This window comes from Streptomyces sp. RLA131 (assembly GCF_056270125.1).
The window spans coordinates 3,921,188-3,942,765 of the sequence record NZ_JBWDOQ010000002.1 but is presented as its reverse complement, the minus strand read 5'-3'; the positions used below and the strand labels follow the sequence as shown (position 1 = coordinate 3,942,765).

The 21,578-nt window shown below is 68.5% G+C and carries 20 protein-coding genes, 1 tRNA gene and 1 pseudogene; 8 read left to right on the top strand and 14 right to left on the bottom strand.

Features of this window, described 5'->3' with window-relative positions; translation table 11 throughout:
• Positions 1-3 precede the first annotated feature (3 nt).
• The 5 genes from RWE79_RS18825 to RWE79_RS18805 all read right to left on the bottom strand — a co-directional run bounded on the left by RWE79_RS18825 (position 4) and on the right by RWE79_RS18805 (position 4,589).
• The gene (locus tag RWE79_RS18825) at positions 4-756 is read right to left on the bottom strand and encodes a hypothetical protein (RefSeq protein WP_475941244.1); all 753 of its coding nucleotides are present in this window, start codon (positions 754-756) and stop codon (positions 4-6) included.
• Positions 753-1,385: a hypothetical protein gene (locus RWE79_RS18820; protein WP_475941243.1), complete on the bottom strand. Its 633-nt coding sequence runs from the start codon at positions 1,383-1,385 to the stop codon at positions 753-755. The genes RWE79_RS18825 and RWE79_RS18820 overlap by 4 nt, the downstream gene beginning before the upstream one ends.
• Positions 1,382-3,274, bottom strand: coding sequence for a radical SAM protein (locus tag RWE79_RS18815; protein WP_475941242.1), 1,893 nt, complete (start codon positions 3,272-3,274; stop codon positions 1,382-1,384). Before RWE79_RS18815 ends, RWE79_RS18820 begins: the two co-directional genes overlap by 4 nt.
• A 37-nt stretch (positions 3,275-3,311) precedes the next feature.
• Positions 3,312-3,746, bottom strand: a complete 435-nt coding sequence (locus RWE79_RS18810) for an NUDIX hydrolase (RefSeq protein WP_475941241.1) — start codon at positions 3,744-3,746, stop codon at positions 3,312-3,314.
• A 219-nt stretch (positions 3,747-3,965) separates the two neighbouring features.
• The gene (locus RWE79_RS18805; RefSeq protein ID WP_475941240.1) at positions 3,966-4,589 is read right to left on the bottom strand and encodes an ATP-binding protein; all 624 of its coding nucleotides are present in this window, start codon (positions 4,587-4,589) and stop codon (positions 3,966-3,968) included.
• A 133-nt stretch (positions 4,590-4,722) separates the two neighbouring features.
• On the opposite strand from RWE79_RS18805, the gene RWE79_RS18800 reads away from it, so the two are divergent.
• Together RWE79_RS18800 and RWE79_RS18795 are read left to right on the top strand one after the other, a co-directional pair.
• On the top strand, positions 4,723-5,949 hold the full coding sequence (locus tag RWE79_RS18800; RefSeq protein ID WP_475941239.1) for a helix-turn-helix domain-containing protein: 1,227 nt from the start codon (positions 4,723-4,725) through the stop codon (positions 5,947-5,949).
• A gap of 28 nt (positions 5,950-5,977) precedes the next feature.
• Positions 5,978-6,460: an NUDIX domain-containing protein gene (locus RWE79_RS18795; protein ID WP_475941238.1), complete on the top strand. Its 483-nt coding sequence runs from the start codon at positions 5,978-5,980 to the stop codon at positions 6,458-6,460.
• Between the two features lie 11 nt (positions 6,461-6,471).
• Here RWE79_RS18795 and RWE79_RS18790 read toward each other — a convergent pair whose 3' ends face one another.
• From RWE79_RS18790 to RWE79_RS18765, 6 genes are all read right to left on the bottom strand, one after another.
• Positions 6,472-7,392, bottom strand: coding sequence for a phosphorothioated DNA-binding restriction endonuclease (locus RWE79_RS18790; protein WP_475941237.1), 921 nt, complete (start codon positions 7,390-7,392; stop codon positions 6,472-6,474).
• A 120-nt stretch (positions 7,393-7,512) separates the two neighbouring features.
• The gene (locus RWE79_RS18785) at positions 7,513-9,252 is read right to left on the bottom strand and encodes a relaxase/mobilization nuclease domain-containing protein (RefSeq protein ID WP_475941236.1); all 1,740 of its coding nucleotides are present in this window, start codon (positions 9,250-9,252) and stop codon (positions 7,513-7,515) included.
• 2 nt (positions 9,253-9,254) lie between these two features.
• Entirely contained in the window at positions 9,255-9,821 is a 567-nt protein-coding gene (locus RWE79_RS18780; protein WP_475941235.1) for a MobC family plasmid mobilization relaxosome protein, read from the bottom strand.
• Positions 9,822-10,165: 344 nt separating this feature from the next.
• Positions 10,166-10,903, bottom strand: coding sequence for a DUF2637 domain-containing protein (locus RWE79_RS18775; protein WP_475941234.1), 738 nt, complete (start codon positions 10,901-10,903; stop codon positions 10,166-10,168).
• On the bottom strand, positions 10,900-11,034 hold the full coding sequence (locus tag RWE79_RS18770; RefSeq protein ID WP_475941233.1) for a hypothetical protein: 135 nt from the start codon (positions 11,032-11,034) through the stop codon (positions 10,900-10,902). The genes RWE79_RS18775 and RWE79_RS18770 overlap by 4 nt, the downstream gene beginning before the upstream one ends.
• Before the next feature lie 392 nt (positions 11,035-11,426).
• Positions 11,427-12,791, bottom strand: coding sequence for a DUF3631 domain-containing protein (locus RWE79_RS18765; RefSeq protein ID WP_475941232.1), 1,365 nt, complete (start codon positions 12,789-12,791; stop codon positions 11,427-11,429).
• 367 nt (positions 12,792-13,158) lie between these two features.
• On the opposite strand from RWE79_RS18765, the gene RWE79_RS18760 reads away from it, so the two are divergent.
• From RWE79_RS18760 to RWE79_RS18740, 5 genes are all read left to right on the top strand, one after another.
• Positions 13,159-13,668, top strand: a complete 510-nt coding sequence (locus tag RWE79_RS18760) for a helix-turn-helix domain-containing protein (protein WP_475941231.1) — start codon at positions 13,159-13,161, stop codon at positions 13,666-13,668.
• Between the two features lie 142 nt (positions 13,669-13,810).
• On the top strand, positions 13,811-14,023 hold the full coding sequence (locus RWE79_RS18755) for an excisionase family DNA-binding protein (RefSeq protein ID WP_475941230.1): 213 nt from the start codon (positions 13,811-13,813) through the stop codon (positions 14,021-14,023).
• Positions 14,020-15,309: a site-specific integrase gene (locus tag RWE79_RS18750; protein ID WP_475941229.1), complete on the top strand. Its 1,290-nt coding sequence runs from the start codon at positions 14,020-14,022 to the stop codon at positions 15,307-15,309. The genes RWE79_RS18755 and RWE79_RS18750 overlap by 4 nt, the downstream gene beginning before the upstream one ends.
• Positions 15,310-15,570: 261 nt before the next feature.
• On the top strand, positions 15,571-16,026 hold the full coding sequence (locus tag RWE79_RS18745) for a hypothetical protein (protein ID WP_475941228.1): 456 nt from the start codon (positions 15,571-15,573) through the stop codon (positions 16,024-16,026).
• A 163-nt stretch (positions 16,027-16,189) separates the two neighbouring features.
• Positions 16,190-17,044, top strand: coding sequence for a DUF3825 domain-containing protein (locus tag RWE79_RS18740; protein ID WP_475941227.1), 855 nt, complete (start codon positions 16,190-16,192; stop codon positions 17,042-17,044).
• A 228-nt stretch (positions 17,045-17,272) separates the two neighbouring features.
• On the opposite strand, the gene RWE79_RS18735 is transcribed toward RWE79_RS18740, so the two are convergent.
• Both RWE79_RS18735 and RWE79_RS18730 read right to left on the bottom strand, forming a co-directional pair.
• A tRNA-Pro gene (locus RWE79_RS18735) sits at positions 17,273-17,346 on the bottom strand.
• A 104-nt stretch (positions 17,347-17,450) separates the two neighbouring features.
• Positions 17,451-18,387: pseudogene (locus tag RWE79_RS18730) on the bottom strand (metallophosphoesterase).
• Positions 18,388-18,464: 77 nt separating this feature from the next.
• On the opposite strand from RWE79_RS18730, the gene RWE79_RS18725 reads away from it, so the two are divergent.
• Complete coding sequence (locus RWE79_RS18725; RefSeq protein ID WP_475941226.1) at positions 18,465-18,923, top strand: GatB/YqeY domain-containing protein; 459 nt, start codon at positions 18,465-18,467, stop codon at positions 18,921-18,923.
• Between the two features lie 136 nt (positions 18,924-19,059).
• On the opposite strand, the gene RWE79_RS18720 is transcribed toward RWE79_RS18725, so the two are convergent.
• On the bottom strand, positions 19,060-21,288 hold the full coding sequence (locus RWE79_RS18720; RefSeq protein ID WP_475941225.1) for a transglycosylase domain-containing protein: 2,229 nt from the start codon (positions 21,286-21,288) through the stop codon (positions 19,060-19,062).
• Positions 21,289-21,578: the final 290 nt, after the last annotated feature.

The following is a 21,578-nucleotide window of genomic DNA, read 5'->3' as shown; positions in this document are numbered from 1 at the left end:
GGCTCACTCCTGCGGGGGTGGGGTCGTGGGCTGGTCGGGCTCGGCGATCAGCCAGCTGATGAATTTGGCAACCCGGCCATGGGTCACCGGTTCGGTGCCGTGGGTGAGCTGGGAGCCGTAGAGCAGGGCCGTGCCGGGGGCGGGGGTCACGGTCCAGCGGGTGCGGGGCATCTGGGTGAACCAGTCGGCGGAGTGGTCTGCGCCGTCGTGGGCAAGCCACATGCCGTCCGCGTAGCCGTGCGCTGTGGTGTCCTCGGGGCGGGTGTTCCACAGACGGTCGCTGGAGGTGGTCTCGACGTGGAAGGCACCGCCGGTTACGGCCTCGTTGATCACGACGCTGATCCCGGCGATCTGCCGTGGCCAGGCGAGTGGGTCGGGGGCGATGCCGTCGAGGTGGCCGGTGATGTGCTGGCCGGGGCCGTACTCGACGTAGGTCCAGGGGCGGCAGGTGGTGATGGAGGGCATGACGCGTGCCAGGGCGGGGCGGGCGCGGTCGAAGGCGTGCTGCAGGAGTTTCTCGGCCTCGTCCGGAATGTGCGGGACCTCCACGCGTCCGGCCGGTTCGTAGACGCCCATCGCTTCTTCGGCGGTGTGGCCGGGGATTTCGTGGATGGAGGTGGTGCGGGCGTCACCGAAGTCGGACGGTGTTCCGGCGGTGAAGAAGTCCGCCATGATCGTGGCGAGGCGGGTCCTTTCGTCGGTGTCGAGGAACTCTTCGACGCTGCCGACGGCGACGGTCTCAGCGATGTGGATCACGTACTGGTCCTCCTCGTCTCCAGCACGCGGCGGATGTCCTCCAGGCCGGTGCAGTGATTGAGCCAGCTGGCCACAGGGTGGCGGGTGGTCGCGGTCGGGTCGTCCCACAGGCCCAGGAGCTCTCCGGTCAGCGGCAGCTCTTCCCGGGTCGGAAGGTCCGGGAAGAGGTCGGCAGTGGCAACATCCAGGACTACGCAGGGGGCGTTGTGCTGGGCGGCGAAGGTGCGGCCCAGGCGCGCGGCTGCCGCCTGGCCGCAGTCACGGCGCAGCGTTTCGGCGGGCCTGGTGCCGTGATAGGCGCGGTATTCGGTCTCCGCCCAGGCCTTCGCTATGGCGGCGCCGGAGTCGATCACGCGGCAGGTCGCGCAGCAGTCCGCCGTCCGCCGGAGGCAGACTCGCAGATGAGCCGGTACGGTGGCGGCGACCTCGACGACGGCCGTCCACGCGGTGCCCACCAGGAGTTGCCCGACTGTGCGGGTGTTGAGGGCCGCGCTGTGGTTGCAGCACATGTACCCGGTCTGCGGGTGCCCGGTGGCAGGCCGGAGCGCGGGTTCGATGAACAGCGTGTGGAAGTACACGATTCGCCCGAGCAACTGGTGAATCGTCAGCGCGTCGGCTGCGCCGGTCATACCAGCACCTCCCGAGCCGCCCGGTCGGCGGCGGCCGGGGGTGTGGGGCAGGCGCAGCCCGAGCCGGGCGTCGGCCGCTCCCGGCGCAACGCGGTGAGAAGGACAGCCGTGGCCTCGTCCAGCGCGGTGAAGTACGCCGCCCAGGCGTGCCCGGGGGCCAGCAGCAGCTGCAGGTCGAGCACGGCAGTGATCTGCCCGGTTGCCTCACAGGTCAGCTCGCAGCGGGCGACGAGCACCTGGACCGCCGCTGGTAGGTCGGGCACGGTGGCGGTGACCGCCCGGCACAGGGCTGCGGCAGTCGCGGCGTACTCGGCCTTGTCGCGGGCGAGGATGCCGAGGCGTCGTTCGGCCGGCGGCAGGTCCAGGCCGGTGTAGTCGTGCCCCTGGCAGCTGTCGTAGGTGACCAGACCCCAGTCCTGGGTGATCGTCTCGACCAGGGCGCGGACCCTGGGTTCGATCGCGTCGTGCCACTGGGGGTGAGAGGGGTCGAGGTCATCGGCCTCGTGGATGCCGGGCAGACCGACGGTGTTGATGTTCCCTTGCTCGCTGGTGTGCAGGCGCACGGTGGTCCGCGGCGCGGTCGCATCGTTCCAGCGGGTGAGGAACGCGGCGACGTCGGGCATGCTGTTCGGCTGCCGGGACCGCCAGCGCAGGGTCTGGCACCAGGCGCCCGCCGGGGCGGCGGGCTGGGCGAGTAGGGCCGCGATCCCGTCGATCATCCGCATGCGGTAGTCGCAGTAGGCGTCCTGGTCTCCGGCCTGGTCGTAACGCCAGCGGGTGGCTACGCAGCCCCCGCCGCAGGTGGTCCGGTACTCGCAGGTGACGCACCGATCCATCAGGTCTTTGCCCTCGGTGAGCAAGTTCGAGTTCTGCTGGGCGTCGGCCACCTGGTGCTGGTCCGCAGTCTGGTCCAGGAGGGTGAGCCGGGCCTGGGGCCAGGGCAGTTCGTCGCAACTGCCGAGCCGGCCGTCGGGGTAGAGGGTGAAGACGTGGTCGCACTTGAGGTCCGAGAAGTGGCAGAAGCCGGTGTCCAGCCCGCGTATCCGCCGGATCGCGGAGACGGCGGGTTCCAGTTTCATGTGGGCGAAGTGCCCCGCGCTGATCCAGTGGGCGGTGGCCGCCAGCACGAAGTCGGCGTACTGGTCCGGGCGGATCGCCCAATCGGGGCCGGAGACACCTGTCAGGTGAGCTTGCTGGAGCTTCCGGCTTGCCGGGACGCGGCGGCCGGCGGTGGCCGTGGGCCGCTGGACGGAGGTGTCGAAGCAGGGCACGAAGCTGACCGCGTTGACCGTGCCGAAGCCGGCGAGGTGGTCCAGTACGGCTTCGGCGCGGCCCAGTACGGCCGGGGTGACGGCGGCGATCACCCCAGCGGTACGGCCTCGGGCTGCCAGCAGCCGCAGGGCTGCGGCAACCCGCGGGTAGACGGGCTTGCCGTCATAGCCGACCCGCCAGGCGTTGCCCCGGGCGTCCCCGTCCAGGGAGATTCCGATCCGCAGGTCCGGGCACAGGTCGTCGAAGAGGTCCAGCCACTGCTCGTCCAGCAGCACGCCGTTGGTCTGCAACGAGACGCGGACCACGGACGGCTGGGCGGCAAGCTCGCCGAGCACCTCGGCGACCTGGTCGCGGCCTGCGGTCAGCGGTTCCCCGCCGTGCAGCTCGACCGCGAGGGGCCGTCCCCGGAAGAGCTTGGCAAGCCGGCGTACCTGGCCGGCCTCGATCCGGGCTCCTCCGGGGGCTTCCTTGCGTTTCTCGTAGCAGTACAGGCAGTCGATGTCACAGGTCTCACCGCGCAACTTCAAGATCACTGATACGGCGCTGACGGTGTCCGCGACGTCCAGGCTTCGGTAGAGCTGGCTGATCCGGTCGTGCTGTTCGGTGGTGCGGTGCATCGGCTGCCTCCCTGGTGCTGCCGTGACCGGACGGGAATCAGTCGGACAGGCGTCCCAACAGGGCGCCCTGGCCAGACTGGAGAATGTGGGCGGCCTCCAGCGGCATCCAGAAGCACTCGAAGTGCGTGGGCTCCTGTTCGCCGTCGTGGTCCTCCTGGCTCGCCCACCGCTCCGGCGTGGGCTCGGTCAGTTCCAGGTGGAAGACGTGGCGGCGCTGGATCTCGAACCGGTACGGGCTGATGTCGTACTCGGCTTCGCCGAGTTTGCGCACGATCTTGAAGTCCTTCAGGCCCGTCTCCTCGCGCGCCTCGCGCAGGGCCGCGGCCTCGGGCGTCTCGCCCTCGCGGATGCTGCCGGCCGGGACCTGGATGCCGACCTCCTCGTAGCTGTAGTTGGTGTGCCGGAACACCAGCAGCCGCCCGTCGCGTACGACGTAGCACAGCACCTTGTCCTTGGTGACCTTCTCGGGCACGGGAACACTCCTCATTCATCGGAACCGGTCGCGTCACGCAGTCGCACCCGGGACCATCGGTCCAGCAATGCCGACGCCGGGACGGCGTACGACGCTCTGCGCGAAACCGCGAGTCTAGATCTTGTGACGGGGCGTCACGGCGGCCGTTTTGGCCTCGACCTTCCGTCCTACTGAAGCCACTTGATGAGTACCTCTGGGGACAGCGAAGGCCGAGCGTGTTCATCGCGGATTGTGGCCAATGGTGGTCCTCCCTCTCTGTGTCCTGTGGTTCGAGCCAGCGCGTTTGTCGTCTGGCGTCGGTACGTCGATCAGGGCCCAGGTGCTTTTCGTGCCGTCTGCGTGCGGCATCCAGCCCCAGTCGCGAGTCAGGGAGTGGACCAGGCCCAGACCGCGCCCGCTCTCGGCGTCGCCCGCAGATCGGTGACGCAGGATCGGCGGGTTGGCCGAGCCGTCATGGACCTGGATGAGGAGAAGCTCCTCGCCGTAGGTGGCGGTGAAGCCGATCTCGGGACACGGGGCGTGCCGGACGGCGTTGGTGACGAGTTCGGAAGTAACGAGCTCGGCATCGTCGATGATCAGGACATCGAGGCCCCAAGCCTCCGCGATGCGTCTGACCAGCCTCCGGATCAAGGGCACCGATCGATCGGACAGCGCGAAGCTCATCTGCAGGGACGCGCAACGGAGTTCCTGGCCGTGTGTGCCACGTGCTACCGCAATGCCGCCGCTCTGGAGGGAGCCGTCAGGTGCCTGCGGAGTGCGAAGGCGCTCACAGCCCAGGCAGGGCGCCGTCTCCTCCTCGACGGTGGACGCGCCGACCTCATAGCCATGATGTTCCATCGACATTCGCCCCTCCTTGTCCGTAACGGCTGATCGACACCGGTGCTTGATGACAAGTCAGAACGCTAGGAGGATGAGCGGACGGGAACCCGGAAAATTCTTCCGGGGTGGGGAACCAAGCAGCGCCAGGCTGGGGGTCATGCGAGGAATGACCGAGACGCTGAGCATCGGGGAGCGCGTCGCCTGGTATCGCCGCCGACGCGGCATACCGCAGGAGGTATTGGCCGGCCTCGTCGGGCGGACAGCCGACTGGCTGAGCAAAGTGGAGAACGGCCGCATCGAACTGGACCGGCTGTCCGTGATCAAGTCCCTGGCCGACGCTCTCGACGTGCAACTCGGTGACCTGCTCGCCGAGCCCTCACTCCTGGACTGGACGCCCGACATCCTGGGCGGCACCGTGCCGAAACTGCGGGAAGCCCTGATGGACTACCAGCAGATGTCCCCACTGCTGGCCTCCGATTCCACCAGCCAGCCACCGGACCTGGAGATCCTGCGTACCGAAGTCGGATCGACCTGGTCGGCCTATCAGGACGCGAGATACGCGCGAGCCACCCGTCTGACGCCCGGCATCCTTGCGGCAGCCCAGCACGCTGTCCGCGCCTACGAGAGCGAGGAGCAACGGGAGGCCCAGGCCCTGCTCGCCATGGCCTACCAGGGTGCGGCCATGGTGCTGACGAAGATCGGCGAAGCTGATCTTGCCTGGATGGCTGCCGATCGCGGCCTGGCCGCCGCGCAGGAGTCAGGGAACCTCGTCGTCACTGGCTCGCTCTTCAGGTCGGTTGCCCACTGCCTGCTCGCCAACGGCCGCCCCACCGCCGCCCGGGACCTCGTGGTGGCCTCCGCCGGCTACCTGGAGAACGGCCTCGGAGACGCCTCGCCGACGTACCTGTCGATCTACGGCACGCTCTTCCTCGTCGGAGCGATGGCCGCGGCCCGGATCGAGGACCGGGCCATGGTGAACCAGTTCCTCGCAGAGGCCGACCAGACGGCCCAGCGTCTCGGACATGACGCCAACCACATGTGGACGGCGTTCGGCCCGACCAATGTCGCCATCCACCGCATCTCGACAGCCATGGAACTCGGCGACGTCCAGATCGCCGTCGACCAGGGGCCACGCGTGGACACCTCCACCCTGCCCCTGGAACGCCGCGTCCGGCACACCCTGGAACTGGCCCGCGCGTACAGTGCCCAGAACCGCACGGACGAAGCCCTCGCCCTCGTCCTGGACGCAGAGGAACTGGCACCCGAGCAGGTCCGCTACCACTTCATCTCCCGGCACCTGGTGACCTCCTGGGTACGGCAGCAACGCGGCAAGCCGAGCCATCAGCTGGCGGGCGTGGCCCAGCGACTGCGCGTCATCGGGTGACCCTCGCGCGACGACTACAGTCGTTGCCATGAGCGACTCCGAAGCCCACGAGGCAGTAGCCCAGCCCCGCACCGCCGCCGGGGTGCTGTTCTTCGACGAGGCCGGGCGCGTGCTGCTGGTCAAGCCCACGTACAAGCTGGGCTGGGAGATCCCCGGCGGCTACCTGCGCCCGGGCGAGACCCCGAGCCAAGCCGCGGCTCGGGAGGTCAAGGAGGAGATCGGCATCACCCCGCCGATCGGCCGCCTCCTCGTCGCGGACTGGGCACCCCACCCGACCGAGGGCGACAAGCTGCTGTTCGTGTTCGACGGAGGCGTCCTCCCAGCTGGCGAGCGCGATCAGATCGTCCTCGACGGGGTGGAAGTCGATCAGTTCGCCTTCCACCAAGCCGATCAGATCGACGGACTACTCATCCCTCGACTGGCCCGCCGAGTCCACGCAGCGATTGCTGCCCGTGGGCGATCGGAAACTGCCTACCTTGAGAACGGGGCAGGGCTCGGCGTCGAAGGCTGATCCGCGCGTTTCTATGCGGCATGGGTCGCAGGTCGTTTGAAGACCTGGAGTCCGTGCCACACGACATGGTCCGGGTCAACGCCGGGCAGTCCGGGGCGGGGCGCGCTGATGGGCTGGCCATGGAGAGCGTCGATGGTCCGGCCAGCCTGGCTGCGCGCTATGTAGGACTGGGAGACCTGGATGTGCAGGGCGGATGTCAGACCGAGGACACCGAGATCGAACAGGGTGTGGTGCAGGGAGCAGAGAGCCAGGCCGTTGTTCACCTCGTCCGGGCCGTCTTGGCTGTGCCACCGGACGTGTGCGGCTTCGAGTCCGACGGGGTTCCGGCCGAGCGCGCCGTCGAAGCCGCAGAATGCGCAGGCGTACGCGTAGGCCTGCAGCACCTCCTCCGCGAATCCAGCCCGCCGTCGGCGCTTCTTCGCCGATCCGAGGTGCACTGCGTCCTCCAGCCCGAGCAGGTCCAGGCCGACGGCATCACAAAGGGCCGTTTCCAGGGCCGGGGTGAAGTGTTGGTCGAGCAGGAGCCGGGCTGCCGCCGCCCTTGTGCCCGGACCGGCCAGCAGGCCTTCAACGTGAGGATGCAGCTGGCCATGGGCTCCCCTGGTTCGCAGCCAGCCTCCGCGTTCCGGGGCATTCGTGCCGATGGGATTGCCGTCCCGATCCTGTAGATCCCACAGGCCACGCTCAAGATGGATGAAGGGCATGGCAGCCCGATCCCTGGTCCCCGAACTGTTCGCCAGCGACGGCCCGAAGTCATTGATCAATCGGCTGACGGGCTCTTCGGCTTCGTCATATGTGATCGCGGTACTGCCCGCAGCCGCGAACCGCCCCAGCAGCCACAGCACGAACAGCGGCTTGTGCGGGGCGCGGCGATTGCCTATCTGGGCGCGCCGCAACGTCGTCAGAGCGCTCAACAGTTCGTCACCTGTCACGTGGCTCACTCTGCCACCGATTGGCGGACAGAACTGTTGTGTACCTGGCGATCAGAGGAGCCGACCTCCACGGATGGTCAGATCGGCGGCTCGTGGGCCGTTCCTCTTCCTTGATCCTTCCTACCTGTGGCGGCCCTGGTGGTCGTGGCTCGGAAGGGCAGGGCGTGGCGTCGCCGGTTCGATGGTGCGCTGCTGTTGCGTGGTCGTGCGCATGGTGGAGCGTTTGCGGGCGGCCTCGGCGACCGAGTTGCGGGCGGGGTTGCGGCTGGTGTGCTGGATCCGGGCGAGGAGAACGCGGGCGGGGAGGCGGGCAGAGTGGAGTTCGCGCTGCTCGGCGGCTTCTTTAAGGAGCCCCTTTGGCTTGTGGCCGCCGGCTTCGGCGTCGGCGAGCACGGTGGCGAGGGCGGGCCAGGTGGGGTCGGCGAGGATGCGGGCGGCGTGTTCGGGGACGGCGGCTCGGACGTCGTTGGCGAGGGTGTTGCGGGTGTCCGCCTTGGGCTGGCGCTGGGCGAGCGTCGCGAGCTGCTGTGCGGCGGCGTGGTCGTAGGCGGCCTGCAGGTGCTGGACGGCCTGGTGGGAGGCTGCGGCTTGCTGGGCGTGTCCTCGGGCCTGGTGCCAGCGGCCGGCGAGGATCGCGGACCAGACGAGGGCGGCGATCAGGACGGCGAGGGCGCTGCCGTCCTTGCCGCTTCCGGCGTTAACGAGGTCACGGGCGGCGGTGCGCAGGCCGCTGGCAGTGCTGTGCTCGGCGTGGATCTGGGAGCGCTGAGCGTGGGCGAACGCCCGTGACGCTGCTCGGAGCTCAGCCCGGAGTTGTGTGGGCGCGGTTTGCGCGGTGGCTTCGATCAGTTCGCCGAGTGCCGCGATCTGGGCCTGGGCCAGGCTGCCGTCACCGTCGCTGGCTCCGGTTTCGCTGTCGGTGAGGTGGCCGGGGAGGGTGTCGAGGGCTTCGGTGGCGCGCTGCCAGGGCGTGTTGGGCCGGTTACGACGAGCAGTGGGGTGCTCTTCGGGCGTGCTGGTGTCGAGGCGGGCCTGAAGTTGGGGCAGGGACAGGTCGGGGGCGATCTTTCCGCCGGGGATGTAGACCTGCTCGCCGTCTTTGTTCAGGTCGCCGGGGCGGCCGACGGAGTAGCCGATGAGGTCGCCGGAGGGGGCGCGCCGAGGTTTGACCTGGACGTCGTCGGCTTGGAGGTAGGCGAGAAGTTCTTCCGTGGTGGCGGCGTAGGGGATGGCGGCGCGGATGCGGTCCTGGAGCCATTCGCGGCTGGTCTGTTCCCATCCCAGGCGCTTGGCCTTGTGCATCTCGCCCTGGGTGGGCCGCTTGGCGGCGGTGCCGTCACCGGTGCGGAGCCGGCGCAGGCCGTAGTCCTTCTCGATCTTCCGGCTTTCGTCGCCGACGCGGATGCCGCTGTCGTGGAGCTTGGGGCGGCGTCCGTCTTCGCGGACGGTGGTCGCGAGGATGTGGATGTGGTCGTCGGCGTGGCGGACGGCGATCCAGCGGCAGGCCAGGTCATCGCCATCGGGGGCGATGCCGGTGGCCTGGACGATGCGCTCGGCGATGTCGGCCCATTGGGCGTCGGAGAGGTAGCGGTCCTCGGGTGCGGCGCGGACCGGGCAGTGCCAGACGTGGTCGGTGACCATCTGGCCGAGTTCGCTGTTGCGCAGGCGTACGGGGGCGTCCAGGTGACGCGCGAGTTCGGTGAGGGTGGCCCTCTCGTCCCGGCCGGGGTCGGGCAGGCCGAGCGTGGCGAAGGCGGCGACGATGTGCGGGTCGTGGTGCTCGTCGTGGCGGCCGGGCCCGTAGAGATAGGCAAGCAGACCCCGGGTGTTGGCGCCGGGGTCCTTGATGGACGCGATCACGGTCAGACCTCCTCGTCGGTGGGCTGGCGGAGGGCCTCGGCGATCTGCGTCAGCAGGTGGTGCAGGTCATCGAGGGTGTGGCGGAAGTCGGCGGGTGGTTCGTAGGCGCCGTTGAAGGCGCGGGCGATCTGGTTGACGTTGTGGCCGATCCTGTTCAGGTGGCGCAGCGCCTGGGCGCGGAAGACGTGCGTGCGGCGGCGTTCTTCCGCCAGCGGCAGGTCGACGAAGAACCGGCCGTCGATAAAGGCCAGGGTGACGTCGGCGGCGAAACCGGACTCTCCCCAGTAGCCGTGGGCAGCGGCCGAGGTATGCAGGCGCTCGCGCTCGCCGGGCGTGAACCGCAACGGGCCGACTCGCGCGGTGCGCTTGGCACCGGTGAAACGGCGGATCGCCGGCTGGACGCTCTGCACGGCAGGCTCGCCGGCCGCGTCGTCGGTTGTGGTGGTTTCGCTGGAGCGGACGGCGTCGAGCGTGTCGCGTTGGACGGTGTGGAGCGTGTCCGGGTCGGTGCCGCCCCCGGCCCCGACCTCCTGGCCCGGCGCGCCCTCGCGCCGGGCCTTCTCCGCCACCCCCGGGGCGGAGATTCCCCCAGTCCGGCCTTGAGTCGGACTGGGGGGACTACTGGCTCCGCCAGGAGCCCCCTGTCCGAACGCCTGCCGCAAACGCCCCATCAACGTAGGGGATTTCGTGAGCGGCACCGGCTCGTCGAGGGTGCGGTCGGGGTGGTGTGGGTCGTGCGTCACGGGCGGTTCTCCAGAAGGTGCGGGCAGGGCGAGTAGATGGCGTGGAGGTCTGGCCGGAGCGTGGGAGGTGGCTGCCTCGTCCACAGGCGTGGATAGGGGTGCGGCGAGTGGGAGAGCGGCCGACTGGCCGGGTGACCGGAAGGGTTCCGGTCACCCGGTGGGGCGGGTGGTCAGCCGCTGTCCTGACCGGCGTGCGCGTCGGCTTCGAGATCGGGCCGGACGATGTCCATCACCTCGGTCAGCCGGTTGCCGCTGACCTTCAGCCCTTTGTCCTGTACGGCCTTTCGGACGATGGCCCGGGTGAGCTTCCCCTGTTCGGCGGCGGCGATCCGACCGATCTCCGCGAGCTCCTCGACCGTGGCGCTGGCCGGACGGCCACCGCGCGACTTGCTCTCCACAACCTGGGCCGGTAGTTCCGGTGGCTGGACGAACATGTCAGCCGGCGGGTCGGCGGGCTGTGCGGAAGCGGCGTCCGGATGGCCCGCGGGTTGGTCGATGAGCTGGTGGATCTGCCGCATCAGGACACCGAAGGCCAGCAGCGCGGCGGTCGGGGGAACTGCGGCGACCACGTAGTCGAGCAGGGGCACGGTGCTGGCATTGCCCGTACCGCTGACCCCGGCCACGTTGAGCCCGATGGAACCGACCGATCCGGTGGCCGTGAGAGCGATCGCCCACCCGTCGGTCACCCGGCGCAGGCCCGCACGGAGCATCAGCAGTTCGCCCGCGACGATGAACGCGTCCAGGGTCGCCGGCCAGGCCCACTGGCGGACCGGGGAGCTCCGAAGCCCGTGCTGTCCGGCGACCTCAGCGAGGTGGGCGTAGGAGAGCCAGAACCCGCCTGCGGTGAGGGCGATGATGACGACTCCCGCCGCGCCGAGTGCATACCGCTCGGCAGCGTGCTTGGTCATCGCTTGCCGCCCTTGAGCGCGTCGTTGGACAGGGTGCGGCCGGTGGTGCCGAGGGTGAGGGTCGCGGCGGGGTCCCAGCCGGTCGCCGGGTGGGCGGTGGTGCGGTTTGTGGTTATGGCGAGGGTGGTCAAGCGGGATACTCCTGCGGTGGTGGCGTGGTCCGTCTTAGCCGTCTTGGCCGTTGTAAGCGCAGGTCAGGGCCGTTACGGCAGGCGGGTTGGTGTTCCGTCTTGGCGGTGCCGTCGTGTCCTGGTGGCCCGTCAATGCGGTGAGGGTTTCGGCTGGGGGGCCGTGGATGGGTCGGATCCGTCTGCCGTCCCGACCGGGTGCGCCGTGACCTGCGGGGATACGGCATGGACGCGTAGGACGGCACGAGACGGATGTGGGCGGTGTCCTGGCGGGCCGCATGGCGGTCATGATCGTGTTGCCGTCTTGGCCCCGGTTGCCGTCTTGCCCGCATGCCGTTGACCTGCGGCATTACGGCAGGGACGGCGGGGACGGCAACCGGGGGTGGGGCGGGGTCTCAGCTCGCGCTGCGGGTGGGGCCGGTGTCGACCGGGTGGACGGTCGGGCAGTAGCGGCGCCACGCGTCGAGGAACTTGTTGCGCGTGTAGCCCTTGCGCTGGGTGCCGTCGGCGAGGCGGACGTTGCCGGGCCTGATGTCGAACTCGCGCAGCATCGAGCCGAGGTTACGGGGGCTCAGCCCGCTTCGTCCCCACTCCGCCCAAGGGCTTTCCAGGTCCTGGCGCAGGTGGTGGAGGAGTTCGTCCGTGGAGAGGCTGTCGACCTCGCGCTGGGCGGCGAAGACGCGGCGGATGTCGGCCAGGATCCGTGCTCCGCTGGGGTGGTCCTCCTCGGCCGCCGCTTCGGCCGTGACCATCTGCGCGCACGCCACGCGGGCGTGGCGGGGCCAGGGTCCGGCGGCGAGGTCGGCGACGATCACCAGGGGCTCCCAGGTGTCGGCGGCGCGGTCCTCCACCGGCATCGCCGGTTCCCGGTCGGCGGCCTCATCGAGCAGCGGCCGTGTCCATGCGGCGATGCGGTCGCGCAGGTCGTGGAGAGCTGGGGTGTCGCGGCGGGACCGGAAGGGCTTGACGCTCTCTCCCTCGGCCCGGCGGCGCATACGGATGACCACCGATCGGTCCATGATCGTGTCGGGCAGGTCGCCGATCCCGGCCAGGGCGGCCATGGCGAAGGTGGAGAACTTGTGGGGCGTGTGGTCGTTGCCGACGACGCGGGTGACGTACCGGTTGCGCTGGTGACCGGCGTTGAGCAGGCCGCGCATCTCCTCGTTCTTCTCCGCCATTTTCGGGGTGCCGAAGATGGTGTCCGCCTCGTCCACCAGCAGGGTGGGCGGTTCGTCGGTGATCGAGCGGAAGATCGCCGCAGGCGTGGTGTTGATGGTGAGCATCGGCTCGTGGACCGTCTCGGTGAGCACGTCCAGGAGCCGTGACTTGCCGCACCGCTTCGCCGGCCCCACCACCGCCAGGCGCGGAGCGTGCTGCCACGCGGGCTGCAGATGCGTCGCCGCCACCCACAGCGTGACCGCGTCCAGCGCCTGCCGGGAGGGCAGGATCACGAACTCCGCTATCTGGACACGCAGTTCGTTCAGCAGCTCGGATCCGTACGTCGGCTCCGGGTCCGGTACCGCTTCCTCGGCGGGCTGATCCGCCGGGGCCGGGTCCGGCGCCCTGTCGTCGCCTGCTGGGGCGGCTTCGGGCGCGTGGTGGCCGGGCGCTGCCTCGGCGTCCTGGTCGCCGGGTCCACAGGCTGTGGACGCAGCGGGGTCCTGGGTGGGGCGCGGCTGGCCTGGGACGGCGACGGCGGGCCAGGCTGCGGCGGGCCGGGAGGCTGCGCCGCTGGGGTCGGTGGGCTTATGTTGGGACATGGAAATTCCTCACTCGGCGGCTCGGGGGCTATCCGGGCCTTGCCGTTGTTGACTGTCCTGGGATGGGCGGTGGCTAGGGTTTCCGATCGGCCCTCGGTGTTCGTAGCACCGGGGGCCTCACGCTTCTCGGGCGCGCGTCAGGTCATGGACCTGCGTCTCCTTCCTGCAAGCGACCTTCCGTACGGGTCTATGGGTTCGACTTGCTATCACGTAAATCCGGCCGCGCCACATCGCGCTCTGCCGTCTACTGTGTTCGCGTCCACTCGTCTCCAACCTCCTTGCGGTTGACTTTTTCAGTCTTATGAGGTCTAGTTAAGTCGAGAGATCGCCCCGTGTCAACCGAGAGGAGGTTGATAAAGTGAACCCCATGGAGACTCCCGATGGGCGGCTTAGTGGCGAAGCGCTGGTGGCGCACAATCTGCGTGTCCTGCGGAAGGCCGCCCGGCTCTCCCAGGAGGACGTCGCCGAGCGCATGAACCGGCTCGGCTTCAAGTTCCACCAGACGCAGGTCGCCAAGATCGAACGCAATGCGCGGCCCGTGCGCTACGACGAGGTCATCGGTCTGGCCAAGGCGCTCGGCGTCCCGCTGTTCCCCTTCATGACCGAGGCCGTCGCCAGTGAGGGCGAGCCCGAGTACGAGCTCCAGGAAGCCGCGTTCCGCGTCGAGGCGGCCGACCAGGAATGGAGAAACGCCCGCGACCTCGAACAGGCGGCGAAGGCCCGCCTGACAGAGGCGGAGCGCGAGTACGCGGAGATCGCCAAGCGTCTGGGCATCGAGGCCCCTGATTTCCAGCCCGACTTCGAGTTCTACCCCGCGCCTGACTCGCCCGATGACCCGCTCAGGAAGGACGCCGGCGAGCAGGCCCCCGACCAGTAACGGAGGCCCAGCGCAGACCTGCCGCAAGACCCCGGCGCTACGAACGCCGAGGGCCGCCGAGCGGCATCGCACCAACCCACCGCCCATCCCCGCACGTCAACACCGCGGCGCGTAGCCCACTGCGCCGCCGGAAGGAACACCCATGCCCACCACTGCCACCGCTATCGAGCGCAAGTGGTACACCACCGCTGAAGTCGCCGTGATGCTCGGCTTCGGCCTGTCCAAGACCAAGGCGCTCGTCCACTCCGGCGAGATCCGCTCCGTCAAAGTTGGACGCAGCCGCCGCATCCTGCCGGTCTGGGTCGACGAGTACGTCGCCCAGATCGTCGCCACTGACATGGAGCTGGCGGCATGAGCGGCAAGCGCGGTAACGGCGAGGGGTCCATCTACCCCTACCGCAACGGCTTCGCGGCGTACGCCTGGGTGACCACACCCATGGGCAAGCCCAGCCGTAAGTACGTCTATGGCAAGACCCGGCCCGAGGTCCACGACAAGTGGCTCAAGCTTCACACGGCGGCCAAGGCCGGCCCCGTGGCCACCAGCACGCCGACCCTGGAGCACTTCCTCGCCCACTGGCTGAAGGAGGAGGTGGAGGTCAATCTCAAGCCGCTGACCGCAGCGACCTACGAGACCGTGGTCCGCCTCTACATAACCCCCTTCCTCGGTGCCAAGCGGATCGAGAAGCTCAACGTCCGCGACGTGCGCGAGTGGCTCAACAAGCTCGCCGCCGCCTGCCAGTGCTGCGCGCAGGGCAAGGACGAGGCCCGGCCCGACGAGCGGCGGCGCTGCTGCGCGATCGGCAAGTGCTGCGGCAGGACGCTGGCCAGGCGGTCGGTCGGCGACGCCCGGACCGTTCTGCGCAGCGCGCTCACCTACGCGATGAGCGAGGAGATGATCTCCCGGAACGTCGCCCAGCTCGTCAAGATGGCCAAGCCCCGCAGCCACAAGGTCGTCCCGTGGTCGGTCGAGGAGGCCAGCCGCTTCCTCGAATCCGCCCGCACAGCCCGCGACCCGCTGTACGGGGCGTACGTGATGATCCTGGTCCTGGGCCTGCGGAAGGGGGAGGTGCTCGGGCTGGAGTGGTCGAACGTGCTGCTGGACCGCAACGAGGTCCTCATCCAGAAGCAGCTCCAGCGGGTGCGCCGCAGGCTGCTGCACTCGGAGACCAAGACCGAAGGATCGGAGGCTCTGCTCCCGCTGCCGGACATCTGCCGTGCCGCGCTGTTGCTGCGTCAGAAGAGCCGCGACGCGCACAAGCTGGCGGCCCGCGACCTGTGGACCGAGTCCGACCTCGTCTTCACGACCCGCTACGGCACACCGGTTGAGCCCCGGAACTTCAACCGGCGCTTCGCCTTCCGCTGTGCCGAGGCGGGGGTACGGCTGATCCGCGTCCACGACACCCGCCACACCTGCGGCTCGCTGCTGGCGGCCCTGGACGTCCACCCGCGCATCGCGATGCAGATCCTCCGGCATACGCAGATCTCGGTGACCATGGAGGTCTACACCCACGTGCCGTCGGAGCAGACGCGTAACGCGCTCCGCAAGCTCGGTGCGACGCTCGACGGCGGCCGAACCCAGGGGGCAGGCGGGGAAGGGCCGTTGCACTCCGCCTCCGATGGCGATCAGGAAGAGCTTGCATAGCTGCCGCGTTCGTAGCTGATCAAGTCAGGGCCCAGCCGGGATGATCCGGCTGGGCCTCTCCCATTGGGCGGGGGACCGAAGCATCGGATTGCCACGAGTTGCCCACGGAGACGGTGGTCGCTGGCCCTGCCCGCGTCCGCCATCGGTAGACGAACTTCCAGGGCCGCAGCCGATCGCCGCCATGAAAAATCTAACTTGACGACGTGAAGAAATTATCCTATGATGAGTACACCAATAAAACGTCGATCCCTTGGGGGAATCATGGCTGCATCTGATGATTTTGATCCTGAATCGCCAGAGTTCTCTACTTGGATCGACCTGGACAAGGCCGTCAAGGCCAACGGAGGCGTCCTGCGCGTCGCTATGTGGGCGCTTCGTGACATCGACGGCTATGGACGCCTTGGCGTGCGAGTCCTCACCAGCATTCACGACAAACTCGCCGACATCGGCGTTGGCCACCTGCCCTCCGATCTCCCCAACAACCAGAACCAGAACGTCGTCCTCTACAAGGTGAGCAGCGAAGCGGGTGCTGTCGTGGCGGCAGTCCGCAACGGCAGCAGTACCGGCGATGCGGAGGCAGCCCTTCGGCGCCTGAACACCTCTGACGCGGTGCAGGCGGAGAAGGCCAAGGACGCCAAACTTGCGGATCTTGCTGACAAGGTCGACGAGTTGGAGAGGGTGCTCGCCGGCTTCCGTGCGATCTTCGCTGAGGAGTGAGTGAGTCGAACCTGAAGAGAGCTGACCTTCGGGATCAGCGGATTACTCGACGCTGGGCAGCTTCGCGAGCGGGCCACGGGTCAGCTCGGCCTTCCTTGGCAGTGCCTGGCACGGCGCCGCCTGAATAGAACGCATATCCCAACCTAACGATGAAGGAGAACTGATGACCCAGCCCCGTCCACGTCTTACCGATGCACTATTTCAGTACGCGTATATGGGCCGTGTGCGCACCGCCGACGAGCGCCGACAAGGCACTGGCAATCCGGACTACATTGACAAACTGGCTGCCCTGGCGGAGGACGAGGACTGGGATGGTCTCGATGCCGGTTTCATGGGCGACAAGCGCATCCTCAAGAGCTACGTGTGGCTGACCTTCCAGCACGTTCAAGAAGATGGCCAGGTTCGAGAGAGCCCTGACGGCTCTCGTAGCGTCTTCAACACGGGTCTTGCGACCCGCCGGCAGGAGACGATCTACGGGGTCTTCATCCGAAACTCCGCTGGTGGACCGCAGGCGTGGCGCTTTGATAACTGGTATGAAGAAAGCCACAGGACTGTCCTTAACAACTTCCCGGACCTGCCGGACTTCGCGACCTATGCCAAGGAACCAGGCGACTACATCTACGACTGGACGCGCCGTCTCATAGTGAACTCTCGGCACGTAGTCGAAGACCACACGGAGCGCTTCCCGAGCGAACTACGAGGTAACCCCCATGGTGCCGAGTTGCAATTGGAGGCGGCCGTGAAGCGTGCGGAGAAGCGCGTACGGCGGACCTACAAGGCAGCCGTCCCGTTCTGGTACGTGAAGCAGAAGCAGGTCCAACTGCTGCTGCCGCTCTCCCTCAGCGACCAGAGCCGAGTGGACTTGGCTCTGGTCGTGTCCCGAGAAGGTGAGTACTACCGTGGGCACACCGTGCTCACGCCCGCGATGGCCTACAGCAACGCCCGTTTGCTCACTCGGCCGGACAGCGACTGGCTCCACCCGGTATCCACAGCCGAAGACGCCCCCGACGGCGCGTGACCCGTGGGCCGGGCAGATGCGGAGGACATGGCCTTCACCGGGTGGGTAGGGCGTGAGATCCGTCCGTCCGGAGTTTGGCTGTGGGCGGGTCCGACAACGCTCCAGCGGCGAGCGTCGGCCGGCCTGGCTGCTGGCGGTCGCTGAGGGCCGCTGTGGTTGCTGTACTTTTCTGCTGGCAGACGCGCCAGAGGCCCTACCGGATCTCTCCGATAGGGCCTCTGACCTGGGTCGGGGTGGCGGGATTTGAACCCACGGCCTCTTCGTCCCGAACGAAGCGCGCTACCAAGCTGCGCCACACCCCGGTCCTGCTGTGTCGGGCCATCTCCGGCGCGACGAGGATTACTCTAGCGGACCGGCTGCCGGAGACGAAATCCGGTTTATCGGCGTCAGGGGCGTCAGGCGCGCGTCAGGCGGTGCGTGGGGTCAGGGTGAGCAGGGTCGCCTCGGGGGGGCAGGCGAAGCGGACGGGGGTGTAGCGGTTGGCGCCGCAGCCGGCGGAGACGTGGAGGTAGGAGCGTTGGCCGGCGGCGGTGTGGGTGGAGAGGCCCTTGACGCGGTCGGTGTCGAGGTCGCAGTTGGTGACCAGGGCGCCGTAGAAGGGGATGCAGAGCTGCCCGCCGTGGGTGTGGCCGGCGAGGATGAGGGGGTAGCGGTCGGCGGTGAAGGCGTCGAGGACCCGCAGATAGGGGGCGTGCACTATGGCCAGGGAGAGGTCGGCGGAGGATTCGGCGCCGCCGGCGACCAGGCTGTAGCGGTCGCGCTTGATGTGGGGGTCGTCGAGGCCGGTGAGGGCGATCTCGTATGCCGTCTTCGAGCTTGAGGCGGCCGCGGGCGTTGGACAGGCCGACCCAGCCGGCGGTGTCGAAGGCGTCGCGGAGGTCTTCCCAGGGGTTGTGGACGACGTTGACGGCGGGCTCGTTCTTGCCGTTGAGGCCGTGCTGGCCGCGGGTGCGCTCGACGAGGTAGCGGGCGGGGTTGCGGGGCTTGGGGCCGTAGTAGTCGTTGGAGCCGAAGACGTAGGTGCCGGGGAACTCCATGAGGGGGCCGAGGGCGTCGAGGAGCTCGGGGACGCCTTCGGGGTCGGAGAGGTTGTCGCCGGTGTTGACGACGAAGTCGGGGCGCAGGGCGGCCAGGGACTGGAGCCAGCGGCGCTTCTTGTTCTGGCCGCTGACCATGTGGATGTCCGAGACCTGGAGTACGCGCAGCGGCCGCATTCCGGCGGGGAGTACGGGGATCTCCACCCGCCTCAGGCGGAAGGACCGTGATTCGATGCCGGCGGCGTAGGCCACGCAGGCCGCGCCGAGTGCCGTGATGCCAAGGGGGACTCCGTATCGCGCGCGCATGCCGTCCATGGTGGCAGACGGCCTGTCACATCATAAATTTTCCGCTGTCCCGCGGTCGACCTGGCAGACTCGATCGTATGACCACCACGCTCAAGCAGCGCCTCCACAACGACCTCACCGCCGCCATCAAGGGGCGGGACGAGCTGCGCTCCGCCACGCTCCGGCTGACGCTCACCGCGATCACCAAGGAGGAGGTCGCGGGCAAGCAGGCCCGGGAGCTGTCCGACGCCGAGGTGCTCAAGGTCATCGCCCGCGAGGAGAAGAAGCGCCGGGAGGCGGCCGATGCCTTCGAGCTGGGCGGCCGCAAGGAGTCGGCGGAGCGGGAGCTCGCGGAGGGCGAGGTGCTGCAGGCGTATCTGCCCAAGCAGCTCGGGGAAGACGAGCTGACGGAGATCGTCTCGCAGGCGATCAAGGAGTCCGGCGCCGAGGGGCCGCGGGCGATGGGCGCGGTCATGAAGATCGTGAACCCGAAGGTGGCCGGGCTGGCCGAGGGCGGCCGGGTCGCGGCCGAGGTGAAGAAGCAGCTGCTCGGCTGAGCCGCCTTCCGGGCCGCGCCCGGGCGGCCCGGTCGCCCGGGCGCCCGGCCGGTCCGGACACCGGAGTCCGGGTACGCGTAAGGGGCGCCCTCCCTTGAGGGCGCCCCTTACGCATGCCGCATGAGGTTCGCGGTCGCTAGCCCCGGCCGCCGTTGCCGTTGCCGCTGTTCCCGCCGTTGCTGTTGCTGCCGGTGGTGTCGAAGATGCCGCCGAGCAGGCCGGTGCTGTTGCTGTCGTCGCTGCCGGTGGTGTTGTCCCCGGTGCTCGACGTGTCGCCCTTGTCGTCGTCGTCGCTGTTGTCGTCCGTGACCGGGTCCTGGATCGCCACGGTCGGGAGGTTCGCGGAGGTCGTGCCGGACAGGGCGCCGCTCATGGCGGCCTTCCAGATCGGGCCCGGGGTGTCGGCGCCGAAGACCTTGGCGTGGTAGACGCCGCCGATGGTGATGTTGGTCATCTTGCGCTGGTGGGCGGGGTCGCCGACCCAGACCGCGCCGGCCATGTCGGAGGTGTAACCGACGAACCAGGCGGCGTAGCGGGAGTCGGTGGTGCCGGTCTTGCCCGCGCTGTCACGGTCGTCCAGACCGGCCTGCTGGCCGGTTCCGTCCTCGACCACACCCTTGAGGAGGGTGTTGAGGGTGGCGGCGGTCTTCTCCGACATCGCCCGCTCGCAGGAGGTCTTCGGCACGCTCAGCTTCTTGCCGTTCGAGTCGGTGATCGACTCGATGGCGGTGGGCGAGCAGTAGACGCCGCCGTTGGCGAAGGTGGCGTAGGCGTTCGCCATGGTCAGCGGGGTGACCTCCTGGGTGCCCAGGGTGATCGAGGGGACCTGGTCGATCTTCTTGCCGTCGGCGCGCTGGATGCCCATGGAGGTGGCCATCTTCGTCACCGAGCAGACCCCGATGTCACTGATGAGCTGGACGTAGTAGGTGTTGACCGACTTCGCGGTCGCCTCCTTCATGCCCATCGGGCCCTTCTCCGAGGAGTTCTCGTTCTCGACGGTGGCGCCCTCGGTGTTGGTCCAGTTGCCGCTGCAGGTGGAGACCGGGCTCGGGTAGTCCATCTGGTACGGCGCCGCGTAGACCTGCGAGGCGCTGGTGCCCTGCTCTATGGCGGCGGCCGCAGTGATCGCCTTGAAGGTGGAGCCTGGCTGGTAGCCGGCGCCGCCGCCGCGGTTGCGGTTCACCGAGTAGTTGATCGTGGTCTCGCCCTTGCTGATGCCGTACGGACGGGACTGACCCATGGCGAGGATCTTGCCGGTGCCGGGCTGGACGAGGGTGACGGCGGTGGCGACGGAGTCGCTCGCGTAGACGTGACTGCTGATCGCCGACCGGACCGAGGCCTGGGCCTTGGGGTCCAGGGTGGTCTTGATGGTGAGACCGCCGCGGTCCCAGCGCTTGGCGCGGGCGGCCTTGGTCTTGCCGAAGGTCTTGTCGTTGAGGAAGACCGCGCGTACGTAGTCGCAGAAGAAGCCCGCGCCGTTGACGGCGGTGATGCAGCCGCTCTTGGGCTTGCTGACCTTCAGGCCGAGCGGCTTGGCCTTCGCGGCGTCGGCGTCGGCCTGCGTGATGTCCTTGAGGTCGGCCATCCGCTGCAGCACGGTGTTGCGGCGCTTCTTGGCGGTCTGCGGGTCGTTGACCGGGTCGTACGTCGTCGGGGACTGGACGAGGCCGGCCAGCAGCGCGGACTGGGCCAGCGTGAGCTTCTTGGCGGAGGTGGAGAAGTAGCGCTTGGCGGCGGACTCCACGCCGTACGCCTGCTCGCCGAAGAAGGTGATGTTGAGGTAGTTCTCAAGGATCTTCTTCTTGCCCAGCTCCTTCTCCAGCTGGATGGCGTACTTCATCTCCTTGATCTTGCGACCGAGGGTCTGCTGCGTGGCCTGCGCGACCTTGGTCGCGTCGTCGCCGGCCTCCTCGATGAAGACGTTCTTCACGTACTGCTGGGTCAGGGTGGAGGCGCCCTGGGCGACGCCGCCGTCCTGGGCGTTCTTGTTGAGGGCGCGGAGGATGCCCTTGACGTCGATCGCGCCGTGCTCGTAGAAACGCGAGTCCTCGATGGCGACGATCGCCTGCCGCATGGTCTTGCTGACGTTCTTGAGCTGCACGACCTTGCGGTCCCGTGAGTAGACCGTGGCGATCAGACCACCGTCCGAGTCGAGGATCTGGCTGCTCTCACTCAGCGGTGGACGCTTCAGTTCACCCGGGAGGGAGTCGAACTCGGCCGCCGTGCCCTTCGCGGACAGGCCGAGCGCACCGGCGGCGGGCAACGCTATGCCCGCCAGCACGGCGCCCGACAGGACACTGACTCCGAGGAACTTGGCGGCCTGCTGGGCTGTGGAGAGCCCTCCGCCCGATCGCTTCTGACCCATGCAGGGCATCGTACGTTGCGATTCTTGGGACGGGCGGCCATCTGTTCGCCTACCCTGTAACAAGACGGAAGCGACCCGCAGCGTGCTTCTGTCCACCCCCGTCACTCTTGTGGGTGATGAGAACTGTCCGAATTCCTGTCATATGCCATAGGTCTCGGACGCTGGAATCTTCGAAATGTCCGGCTATCGCCACCCAGGTCGGATATGTCGCCAGCTCACTCCCATGGGTGATCTGCCGCGTACCCATAGTCCGTTCGGGCCATTCAAGATTGGGCCTGAAAGGGCTGTTG

Coding starts and splice junctions, on each gene's coding strand:
- RWE79_RS18720 (WP_475941225.1), bottom strand. CDS start 21,288: ATGGGTCAGAAGCGATCGGGCGGAGGGCTCTCCACAGCCCAGCAGGCC.
- RWE79_RS18795 (WP_475941238.1), top strand. CDS start 5,978: ATGAGCGACTCCGAAGCCCACGAGGCAGTAGCCCAGCCCCGCACCGCC.
- RWE79_RS18815 (WP_475941242.1), bottom strand. CDS start 3,274: ATGCACCGCACCACCGAACAGCACGACCGGATCAGCCAGCTCTACCGA.
- RWE79_RS18805 (WP_475941240.1), bottom strand. CDS start 4,589: ATGTCGATGGAACATCATGGCTATGAGGTCGGCGCGTCCACCGTCGAG.
- RWE79_RS18745 (WP_475941228.1), top strand. CDS start 15,571: ATGGCTGCATCTGATGATTTTGATCCTGAATCGCCAGAGTTCTCTACT.
- RWE79_RS18740 (WP_475941227.1), top strand. CDS start 16,190: ATGACCCAGCCCCGTCCACGTCTTACCGATGCACTATTTCAGTACGCG.
- RWE79_RS18765 (WP_475941232.1), bottom strand. CDS start 12,791: ATGTCCCAACATAAGCCCACCGACCCCAGCGGCGCAGCCTCCCGGCCC.
- RWE79_RS18750 (WP_475941229.1), top strand. CDS start 14,020: ATGAGCGGCAAGCGCGGTAACGGCGAGGGGTCCATCTACCCCTACCGC.
- RWE79_RS18725 (WP_475941226.1), top strand. CDS start 18,465: ATGACCACCACGCTCAAGCAGCGCCTCCACAACGACCTCACCGCCGCC.
- RWE79_RS18760 (WP_475941231.1), top strand. CDS start 13,159: ATGGAGACTCCCGATGGGCGGCTTAGTGGCGAAGCGCTGGTGGCGCAC.
- RWE79_RS18775 (WP_475941234.1), bottom strand. CDS start 10,903: ATGACCAAGCACGCTGCCGAGCGGTATGCACTCGGCGCGGCGGGAGTC.
- RWE79_RS18820 (WP_475941243.1), bottom strand. CDS start 1,385: ATGACCGGCGCAGCCGACGCGCTGACGATTCACCAGTTGCTCGGGCGA.
- RWE79_RS18755 (WP_475941230.1), top strand. CDS start 13,811: ATGCCCACCACTGCCACCGCTATCGAGCGCAAGTGGTACACCACCGCT.
- RWE79_RS18800 (WP_475941239.1), top strand. CDS start 4,723: ATGCGAGGAATGACCGAGACGCTGAGCATCGGGGAGCGCGTCGCCTGG.